This is a genomic window from Flavonifractor sp. An100, from assembly GCF_002161175.1.
Lineage (GTDB): Bacteria > Bacillota > Clostridia > Oscillospirales > Oscillospiraceae > Lawsonibacter.
This window is the reverse complement of record NZ_NFMA01000066.1, coordinates 1-518: the sequence shown is the minus strand read 5'-3', so window position 1 is coordinate 518 and position 518 is coordinate 1. Positions and strand designations below refer to the sequence as shown.

The following is a 518-nucleotide window of genomic DNA, read 5'->3' as shown; positions in this document are numbered from 1 at the left end:
CAGCTGGGAGAGCGCCTGCCTTGCAAGCAGGAGGCCAGCGGTTCGATTCCGCTTATCTCCACCACAAGATTAGATTGAAGTGTTTACTCAACAGAGTGAGCATTTCAATCTGACCTTGAAAAGGGTCAGAGATCTGCACCTTGAAAACTGAACAGTGAAGCAAGCAAGAAATTGCGAGCAAGCAACAGAGAGGTAACAAAGTTTTTTTGTGGACTTTATAAAATAGGGTAACAAAAACTACAATGAAACCGAACTGAGGCCTGCATAATTCTTGAGAACCAAGCGATCGTAAAGATCGATAGGTCAAGCTAATAAGAGCGCAAGGGGAATGCCTTGGCATCAAGAGCCGATGAAGGACGTGACAAGCTGCGATAAGCTGCGGGGAGCTGCACATAAGCTTTGATCCGCAGATTTCCGAATGGGGAAACCCGGCAGAGCAATACTCTGTCAGCGTGCGTTGAATCAAATAGGCGTACGTGGGGAACCGCCTGAACTGAAACATCTAAGTAGGGCGAGGA

The 518-nt window shown here is 47.5% G+C and carries 1 rRNA gene; it reads left to right on the top strand.

What is annotated here, in order from left to right:
- Window positions 1–301: 301 nt before the first annotated feature.
- Window positions 302–518: ribosomal RNA gene (locus B5E43_RS14790) — 23S ribosomal RNA — on the top strand; the annotation flags it as partial.